The organism is Mycobacterium sp. NGS51, from assembly GCF_059812525.1.
Genome location: NZ_JCALCV010000029.1, coordinates 26,152 through 35,105 on the forward strand (window position 1 = coordinate 26,152; position 8,954 = coordinate 35,105).

Annotated in this window: 7 protein-coding genes and 1 pseudogene; 3 read left to right on the plus strand and 5 right to left on the minus strand. The window is 62.1% G+C overall.

Going from position 1 to position 8,954, the window contains the following annotated elements:
* Nucleotides 1-49 precede the first annotated feature (49 nt).
* Entirely contained in the window at nt 50-1,117 is a 1,068-nt protein-coding gene (locus tag AC5Y5W_RS24115) for an adenylate/guanylate cyclase domain-containing protein (protein WP_500013768.1), read from the minus strand.
* Between the two features lie 171 nt (nt 1,118-1,288).
* On the opposite strand from AC5Y5W_RS24115, the gene AC5Y5W_RS24120 reads away from it, so the two are divergent.
* The 3 genes from AC5Y5W_RS24120 (at nt 1,289) to AC5Y5W_RS24130 (ending at nt 5,509) form a co-directional block, all read left to right on the plus strand.
* A complete protein-coding gene (locus AC5Y5W_RS24120) occupies nt 1,289-1,855 on the plus strand; it encodes a dihydrofolate reductase family protein (protein ID WP_500013765.1) in 567 nt (188 codons plus the stop codon).
* Nucleotides 1,856-2,400: 545 nt separating this feature from the next.
* On the plus strand, nt 2,401-4,908 hold the full coding sequence (locus tag AC5Y5W_RS24125) for a protein kinase domain-containing protein (RefSeq protein WP_500013763.1): 2,508 nt from the start codon (nt 2,401-2,403) through the stop codon (nt 4,906-4,908).
* 328 nt (nt 4,909-5,236) lie between these two features.
* On the plus strand, nt 5,237-5,509 hold the full coding sequence (locus AC5Y5W_RS24130) for a hypothetical protein (protein WP_500013761.1): 273 nt from the start codon (nt 5,237-5,239) through the stop codon (nt 5,507-5,509).
* A 47-nt stretch (nt 5,510-5,556) separates the two neighbouring features.
* Here AC5Y5W_RS24130 and AC5Y5W_RS24135 read toward each other — a convergent pair whose 3' ends face one another.
* From AC5Y5W_RS24135 to AC5Y5W_RS24150, 4 genes and pseudogenes are all read right to left on the minus strand, one after another.
* Nucleotides 5,557-6,312 carry a chymotrypsin family serine protease gene (locus AC5Y5W_RS24135; RefSeq protein WP_500013759.1) on the minus strand — a complete coding sequence of 252 codons (756 nt, stop codon included), beginning with the start codon at nt 6,310-6,312 and terminating at the stop codon, nt 5,557-5,559.
* A gap of 236 nt (nt 6,313-6,548) precedes the next feature.
* On the minus strand, nt 6,549-7,370 hold the full coding sequence (locus AC5Y5W_RS24140; protein WP_500014116.1) for a serine hydrolase: 822 nt from the start codon (nt 7,368-7,370) through the stop codon (nt 6,549-6,551).
* A 193-nt stretch (nt 7,371-7,563) separates the two neighbouring features.
* Nucleotides 7,564-8,274 (minus strand): Rv3717 family N-acetylmuramoyl-L-alanine amidase, encoded by a 711-nt coding sequence (locus tag AC5Y5W_RS24145; protein ID WP_500014118.1) that lies wholly within the window; start codon nt 8,272-8,274, stop codon nt 7,564-7,566.
* 169 nt (nt 8,275-8,443) lie between these two features.
* A pseudogene (locus AC5Y5W_RS24150) lies at nt 8,444-8,954 on the minus strand (hypothetical protein); the annotation flags it as partial.

Consider the following 8,954-nt stretch of genomic DNA (forward strand, 5'->3'; position numbering starts at 1 on the left):
AGCCGTTGGTTGTAAACCGATTTTGCTCGGTTCGCCATGACTGCGGCGTTCAGGCGCTTGGATCGCTCCCATCTTTCAGGTCAGTGAGTGCCGGACTCGTTGAGTCGTCGCCGTTCTCGGGCTTGCGGGCGATAACCGGAAACACGGTCTCCATCCCGCTGCGGCCCTTGATTTCAACGGATTCACTAGCGCCCCAAACGAACTGTTCTGCGACTGCGCTGTGTACTCCGCTGGTTACCATAATCGCGGCCCGCCCATGGCGGCCGGCGATCCCGGACAACCGGAATGCCACGTTGGTCGCATCACCGATCACGGCGTCGACCGATCTCGTCATCGCGGCCAAGGCGGCCATGCCCCGCACCACGCCCCAGCCCATGTGGATCGGCGCGCCGTCCGGCCCGCGCAGCGGCAGCTCAGGCCCGAGCTGCTCGACAAGCTGATTCGCGGCGAGAGCGAAATCGATGGCCAGCTCGATCGCATCCGGGAACCTGCCAATCTCCCAGACTGCGAACAGCGCATCCCCGGCGTAGTGGTTCAGGGTGCCGTGATGGGCATGCAGGACACTGCCGAGCTGATTCCATAGCGTGTGCAAGCTTCGTGCCATGACTTGCTCGTCTGTTACCTGGGAGATCGTCGAGTAATTGACGATGTCACCGACCACCATCACCATGGCGGCCTGGCTGATCCGTGCCCGCGTGCGCTGCGCGACCTTTACGGGGACCGCGGTGAACCGCTGCGAGGAAAAGGTAAGAGCCACATCGCCGATCCGGATCTCGTCGCCGGGTCGGATCGGCAGCGGAACCGCGCGTTCGAGCCGCACACCGTTGAGCGACGTGCCATTGCTGCTGGTGTCGATCAGGAAAGCCTGATCGCTAGCCCCATCCAGCCGGATCTCGAGGTGGGTGCGGGAGATCTCGGGGTCGTTGATGAGGAGTCTGCGCGATTCGCTGATCCCCGCACATTCCCGACCAACAAACAACTGGTCGAAAATCGGCACGCTGCGTTTCGAATCACCGTCGCCGACAATGAGGTATCCCAGCGGCTCGCCGGGCTGTCCGCCCGGCACATTGACAAAGGCCGCCATCATCGCCTCGCCGCTAGCCGTCGCCGCGCCCATACGTTCGGTTGCATGGATGCTGTCGCAGTTCGTTGGGTTTCGGACTGGACCGGCTGATCATACCGAGTAAGGGGTGGAAATGACGCCGGTTGTAGACCTGTTAGGCACGATTTGAACAATAAGTCGTGTGGCGCCGCGATGAGTTTTGCCATCCTGTGCAGTCTGATCTGCATGGGCAAACTCATCTATGGCTTCAACGTGTCGGTGGACGGGTACATCGCCGACAAACAAGGCAGCATCGGCTGGACCGATCCGAGCGAAGAACTGCACCAGTATTGGAATGACTTCGAGCGGGAGACCGCTCTGTCGTTCTACGGACGGCGGCTCTACGAACTGATGTCCGCGCACTGGCCGACCGCCGACAAGACCCCGGACGCCACCCCTCTGATCGTTGACTTCGCCCGCATCTGGCGCAACATGCCCAAGGTCGTGTTCTCGCGCACCCTAAAGTCCGTCGACTGGAACTCCCGCCTGGAACGCGGCGACCCGGTCGAGGTGGTGACGAAGCTGAAAGCCGAAACCGACGGTGGGCTGGAGGTGGCCGGGGCGACGCTGGCCGCGCCGATCGTGCAGGCCGGGCTGGTGGACGAATACCGGATCGTGGTCGCGCCCACCGCCGTGGGCGGCGGCACCCCCTTCTTCCCAACCCTGCCGTCATGGATCTCGCTGCGACTGTTGGAGAACCGCACCTTCCCGGGTGGCACGGTCCTGCTGCGCTACGAGGCGAAACACGACTGACCGGACATACACAGCCAGGCGGGCTGCGGATGCGCTACCGGGAAATTCGCAGAACGGCCGATCGACCCGCCAACGTCCCCGGACGACGCCTGAAGCTCGCCCATCCACAGGTCTTGACAATGTCACCCCCAGCGACTCCGGCGGCAATTGGGTGCTGAAACTGGCGCCGGGCTGACTTGTCGCACCTACTCATCAAAGTTTAGCTAAAGTGCCTGCGGCGCAATGCAAAGCACCAAGAGAATTACTGTCTACTGGCGGACCTATCGCCGAAAACAAGCGAGAAACAACGAAAACGACGCCGCCAATTCCAGCGACTGCTAGTACCGGACCCGAATGGCAAGTCCGGCCGGCTTCATGGATAGCTCAGTGAGCGCGCGCGACAAGTTGAGTGTGCTGACAAAGATCCTCAGGGCGGCCATGCCAAGGGGTTTCAACTGACGATGGGTCGCTGGATGGCCGGTCGACCACCGGGTTGGTGAATCGACAATAGCGGGGACGGCGGGTGGCTAGCATGTCCCACCAGGTGGGTGAGAAAGGCGCGATCGGTGGATGAGGTTGCGTTTGGGCGTTACCAGCTGATCGAACTGATCGGCGAGGGCGGCATGGGCAAGGTGTACAAGGCCCACGACACTGTGATGGGTCGCGATGTCGCGATCAAAGTGTTGCCGCCGGAGTTGGCCAGGGAACGTGGCTATGAGGAACGGTTCCGGCGTGAGGCTTACACCGCCGCCCGATTGATTGAGCCGCACATCATCCCGATTTTTGAGGCGGGAGAAATCGAGGGACGGCTGTATTTAGTGATGCCGGTCATCGAGGGCATCGACGTGCACAGCCTGCTGCAGCGCGACGGGCCGATGAGTCCGCAGCGGGCTGTCCAGGTGATCGAACAGTTGGCCGCGGCGCTTACTGCTGCGCATCAGCATGGGCTGGTACACCGTGATATCAAGCCGTCCAACGCATTACTGACCGGTGACGACTTTGTGTATCTGATCGATTTCGGTATCGCTCACGACGCCGCAGCCGCCAGACTGACGAGCACCGGCATGATGGTGGGCACGCTGCACTATATGGCCCCGGAGCGCTTCACCACCGGCACCGCCGATGCCCGCGCCGATGTCTACTCCTTGGCCTGTGTGCTCTATGAGTGCCTCACCGGCGCCACGCCCTATCCCGGCGACAGCATGGAACAGCAGATCGCGGGTCACCTGGCCCTCGACCCCCCCAAACCCAGCAGCGCCGACCGCGGCATCCCCGCGGGGTTCGACGAGGTCATCGCGGTTGGCATGGCCAAAGCGCCCGATGAGCGCTATCAAAGCGCCCGCGATTTAGCGACGGCCGCCCGCCGGGCCCTCACCGTGCTACCCACGCCAGCCCGCGTTCCGCACTCCGCGCCGAGCCAGCTTGCCGACCCGACGCGGGCCGCCTCCGGGCCGCCCCAGCAATCTCGAAAGTCAGCGACCACACGACAAGTGATCCCGCGTGACAAACTGGGCGTGCTGAGCAAGATCGGCCAGGGCGGCCAGGGCGTCGTCTATGGCGCGCCCAATGTCAAGACCAAGTTCGCGGAATCGATGGTCTACAAGGAATACAAGCCGCAAACCCTAGCCGACATCGACTTCACCGCGTTGGCGGCCATGCCGGCCCTGGTTGAAGACTCGTTGTCCTACGCACAGGCCGAGCGGCTGATCTCGTTTGCCGCCTGGCCCTGCGCGATCGTCGAAGACAGCGGCAGGCCAAGGGGATTCGTGATGCCGGCCATCCCGCCCGAGTTCTTCATCGACCTGACCACTGTTAGGGGCGTGTCGAACACCACCGCCGAATTCCAGCACCTGTTCAATCATGTCTCGGTGCTGTCCGCCCGCGGCATCAAACTCGATGACGTACAACGCTATTCGCTGCTACGCGAGATCGCTTCCGCGCTGGCGTTTCTTCACAAACACGGTGTGTGTGTTGGTGATATCTCACCGAAAAACCTGCTGTTTACGCTGACCCCGCACGAAGCCGTCTACTTCATCGATTGCGATGCGATGCGCATCAACGCCGTTTCGGCACTACCCCAAATGGAGACCCCGGGTTGGGACAGTCCCTCTGGTGAGGAACTGGCCACGATCTACACCGACAGCTACAAACTGGGGCTGCTCGCGCTGCGGCTGCTCGCCGGTGACCACGACACCAAAAACCCCCACCACATCCCAACCACGGCGACCGACCTGTTGCGTCAGATCATCACCGACACATTGACCAACCAGCCACACCAACGCCCGCTACCCGAAGCCTGGACCTACGTACTCGGCCACGCCATCGAACACGCCCAACACCACAAGAAGACCGCAGCAGCGGCAGCAGCACCCGTGAGCTTCGCACCCCAACCGCCTGCTATCCCGGTCGTGCACTCCAGACCGCCCGTATCTAGCCCACGCTCCAGACCGCCAGCGCCCACCCCGCAATCCAGACCATCAACCCCAGTTCCGCCACCGCCGGCATCGGCGCCAGCCGCCCCGTCGAGCCGCCAACGAGGCCGTCCGGGCCTCATCGGCGTGACCATCGCGCTTGTCGTGATCGTGACCACCGCCGTAATCGTCTTCCTGCTGTCGCGACTGGACTCGTCGCCCTCCCAAACCCCAACGGCGCAGCCGACTCCCGCTTCAGGGCCGGCCGTCGGGTCAGCCCCGCCTTCATCGGAAGAAGCTCCGACGACCACCGCTTCCAGCACCGAAATATCGGGGTTGGCCCCGTTTGTCGGGATTTGGCAGGCCCATACGCAGAAGGTAGTGATCGACAGCGCCGGTACGGGTCATTTGAACTACCAGGGATGCACCGCGTGCGCGACACCTACCGAAAATACGGTGGATTTCACGTTGACGTCGGTATCGAACGGCATCGCCAACGGAAGTGTCACCACGACCACAGACGCGTATTACACCGACAAACCGGTTGTCGCCATGGTTACCGCGGGCTCACCGGGCCAGCTCCTTCAGATAACCATCGGTGGCCTACAACAACTACCACTCTGCAACGGCGTCGCTGAGGCGGCTGGCGAATGTGGTGCCTGACCCAACTTGGCTGGTATGCGCCAACCGCACCAAGGATATTTCAAGCCGTTTGTCGGAGCCTTTTGTGGACGGCACCAAGACTAGGGGTTTGGTATCGATTGCATGTGCCACGAAGGAAACGGGTATGACAAAGACCGCATCGGCAGGAAGCGCATTCATCTGCGCGATGGTGCTTTTCGCGCCACTGGTAGGAGCTGATCCCTCCCCAGGGCACTTTGTGAACGTGCGGACTCCGTCGCCGCCGATGCGCTGTGCGGTGGGGTCGGATGATGGCGACGGCGCTGGCCCTAATGTGGTTTGCCAGACGGCCGGTTTCCCGCAGGCTCCGATGGACCCCCCACCTTATCCGGGGTGGCCGGGAGATCCTGCGGTGTTGCACCAGGATCAGGCCATCATTACCGCAGCAGGCCAATTCACGTGGCGGACCGCTAATCTGGGAATGGCTCCGCCTGGACAGCCCGATGTCGTCCTCGCGGATGGTCAGACGTATCACTTTCAAGGCTGGGCGATAGTGGTGAGCAGCGGCGGCACCACCTTCACCCACGATGCCACCGGACACGGCATGGTCATCGACGGTGGCTACAACGTCAAGCCGTTCTGATTCAGAACGGAAGCAGATGAGGTTTGCAAGCCTGGCTGAGGTGTCCGCTAGATAGTCAGCGAGGGGTTGTTTTCATGTAGTACGCCTAACACCCGCCCGATCGGAATGAATGAACTACTGCAGTCACCCGGCGTACCCGGCTCATTATGCGCGGCGTCGCTAGTCACCTCAATTCCTAGCGCTCCGCTGCTGTTATAGACCGCTCCGCCGCTATCACCCGGATGCGCACAGTACGAGGCGGTGGTGACATCTTCCAACCAGGAATAGCCGGTCACGGTCTGGCGAACGTTCGTAGCTGTCACCGCTCCGCAGTTTGACGCGTCGTGCCGATCACCCACCAGACACGCCTCATCACCCACAGCACCCGTCACGGGATTGTCCGGAATATGTTCCCAGCCAGTGCCATACAACTTCTGTCCTGGAAACATCTCGACCAACGACACATCGTCATAGATACCCCCGCTGGGGATCGTATAGGTGAGTTCAAAGCCCACGGCGGTGCTATGGTCCGAGGGACTGTAGATTTCGACCCCAGACCCGTCGGGTTGCTGGTAGTGGATACCTGCCTCACTGCGGAAACAGTGCCCGGCGGAGATGAAATACCGGTTGCCTGAGCTATCCCACGCAGGGAACCCCACGCTGCAGTTGTACCAAGAACCGTTCTTGTAGATGTCGTACCGCATTCCTGGCCACGCCCAATCTGCACTGGTTGCGGCGTTCGCTGGCGGCCCCGCACTCACGGATAGCGCAAAAGCGCTAGCAATGGCAACGCCGGACACCGCTGCGATCATTGCTTTCCTCATCGTCGTGCTCCCAATCTCGTGGCCAGAGGCAGTCGGACGGTCAGGCGTCGAACTACCGTTGTGTGGGATTAGGGTGTGGCGGCCGCCTTGGAGGATTCTCAAGGGATTCTTGCCGAATTGATCCGGTGCCCGGTGTCGCCAGCAGTGCACAACACAGGCAGCTCTGCTCGTTCGAGCGTCAGGCCTGTTTAGCTACCTACGTGTGACGACGTGCGGCCGAGTAACTGAGAAAGGATCTACTGATCACATTGCCCGGTAGGCAATTCCGCCATGTGGGAGGTCAACCACTTGCTTACTTCAGTGAGTTCCTGTGTGCCGTCATCGAACGATCCCGATGCCGGCTCCGTCGCCACCGCTACGGCGGTCAGGCCGGTCGGCGTCTTCAGCACCCCCAGTTGTCGCACCAGATAGTCACCGGTAGGTGAGGGACCCCACCCGCCTTTGAACCGAGTACCCGGAACGACCCCAAGCCCCCAACGCTGGCCGGCTTCCACCTCACCCATCAACGTGAAGATCGGTGCGCTCCCGCTGTCGCACGCCGCGGCGGCGGTGAACCGGGCCTGGTCGGTCAACGACCATTTGGTCTGCCCGAAGGCGGTGAACTGCGGCCGCAGCTTCCGCCACTCCACAGTCGTCGGATCGCCGAGTTTGCTCATGAAGGCTTGGACTTTGTGCGCCGCCGTGACCGGATCGCCCAGGTTGTCCCAAATCGACTCGGCGGCCGCGTTATCGGACTGAGTAATGGCAGCCCGCATCGCGTCGGTGACGGTCGGCGGGTCTTCTTCGCCCAAGGCGGTGATGGCCACCGGAACTTTCATCGTCGACCAGGCGGGTCCGCTTGTCCAGTCGCCGAATACGAGTTGCTTTGGGTTGGCGCCGACGGCACTGATGACGAGACCCATCTTGGCGTGCAGCTTGTTCTGTAACTTGGCGAATTCTGCGCCCAGCGGTGTGGCTGCGCCGCTCGGAGCCGATCCTGGTGCAGTAGTCGTCGCTTGCGGTGGTGCGGGGGCAGCGGTGTGGCGTACCGGCGGGTTGGGGGTTGGCGATGGAGACACAGGAGCTGAATGGTGCCCGCCAAATACGCAACTTGTCAGAACCACACAGGCCGCCAGCATGAGGGTTATGCCAGAAGTGAGCCGTGTCCCGCCGCGGGCTCGGCTAGACCGCCTGAAATCACGCGCGCGGCTACCGCGCATCCCCTTCGATCCTTTTCGCAAACCGCGCAGCAGTGTGATGGCCGCACTCATTTCAGGTACCCGCACTCTTTCCGCCGAGATACGCGACAATCCCCTCAACGACTGCCGCGGCGTATTTCGCTCGGCCATCAGCGCTCTGCATTTGTGCGGCATCGTCGCCGTTCTTCATGCTGCCGAGCTCGACCAGAACCGCGGGATACTGGGCCAGGTTCAGGCCCGCGAGATCGGCGCGGCCATACAGACCGTCAGACCCGATGTAGGTGGACGATTGAAGACCTGATGCAACCAGTGCATCGCGCATCGCGTGGGCGAGTTGTAGCGCTGGCCCGGCCTGCGCGTCGTTGAGCGGGGGACTGGAGTAGTTCACGTGAAACCCCCGGCCGGTCGGCGGTCCACCGTCGGCGTGGACGCTGACGATCGCATCTGGATGCATCGCGTTACCCAGCGCGGCGCGCTGATCGACGCAGGGGCCGACTGAATTGTCGTCTTCCCGGGACAACTGGGTGCGTGCACCCATCTGGTCGAGTGCATCACGGATGCGCAAAGTGACGTCCCAGTTAAGGGCATGTTCGGAATAGCCGTCGCTGGTCGCGGTGCCCGTCGTGTTGCACTGCTTCTCACCGCCCCGGCCATTCGGGACTTGCCGGGTTATCGAGGGGTCGGACACGCCATTGTGGCCGGGGTCAAGGAAGACCATCATGCCGGCGAGGCTGGCGGACAAAGCTTTCGGTGCGTTAACCATTGCCGCCGACGCGAGGTTCATTACTAGCACCGCGACACACACGTATCTCACGACGTTCCGTCGTGAAACTGATCGCAGTCCGCCGCACCCGCGCGGTGAGGGCGAATCGAGCACGCCAGGATCGTAGCAATCAGCCATGGAAGCCGTCGATTCACCCGAATACGATTGCAATCCTTGGGGTTCCATTGCTCTAGTAGAGGTAGACCTTGGCGTCATTGCCTCCTGTGCACGTGATCCAGGGGTCGTCGCCGTTGGCGACGCACGTCATCAGGAAGTCGTTGCCGGAGCATGGGATGGGTGTACTTGCCTTCGCACTCACATCACCGCACGGCACCGTGCCGCCAGCGACAACCTCACGCGAGTCGCGGCTGGGCGAGGGATAGGTGTCCCAATAGGACTGCAGGACATTGTTCGCAAATAGGCAAGACGTTTCAGTGGTGCCACGCCCTGAGTTCGTCGCCCACCCTGAACGGTCCGGGCGGTGATACCCGTCGGAACAGTTCACACCGTAAGAGTCCGGCGTCTGCACCAAATCAGGCGGAGGCACCGACGCAGTCGGTGTATTCGCGTAACTCGTCGTCGAGGTGGTTTCCGAATCGGACGGGTAAGTCGAAGCTTCGGTGGTGGTTGCTGGTGTGGCGGATGGGGTGGAGTTGTCTTTGGTGGCAAGTACGGCGATGACCACGATCAGCGCGGCGACG

Bases quoted from the DNA above. Each gene is read 5' to 3' on its own strand.
- AC5Y5W_RS24115 (WP_500013768.1), bottom strand. From the start codon at position 1,117: ATGGGCGCGGCGACGGCTAGCGGCGAGGCGATGATGGCGGCCTTTGTC.
- AC5Y5W_RS24120 (WP_500013765.1), top strand. From the start codon at position 1,289: ATGGGCAAACTCATCTATGGCTTCAACGTGTCGGTGGACGGGTACATC.
- AC5Y5W_RS24130 (WP_500013761.1), top strand. From the start codon at position 5,237: ATGGACCCCCCACCTTATCCGGGGTGGCCGGGAGATCCTGCGGTGTTG.
- AC5Y5W_RS24135 (WP_500013759.1), bottom strand. From the start codon at position 6,312: ATGAGGAAAGCAATGATCGCAGCGGTGTCCGGCGTTGCCATTGCTAGC.
- AC5Y5W_RS24145 (WP_500014118.1), bottom strand. From the start codon at position 8,274: ATGAACCTCGCGTCGGCGGCAATGGTTAACGCACCGAAAGCTTTGTCC.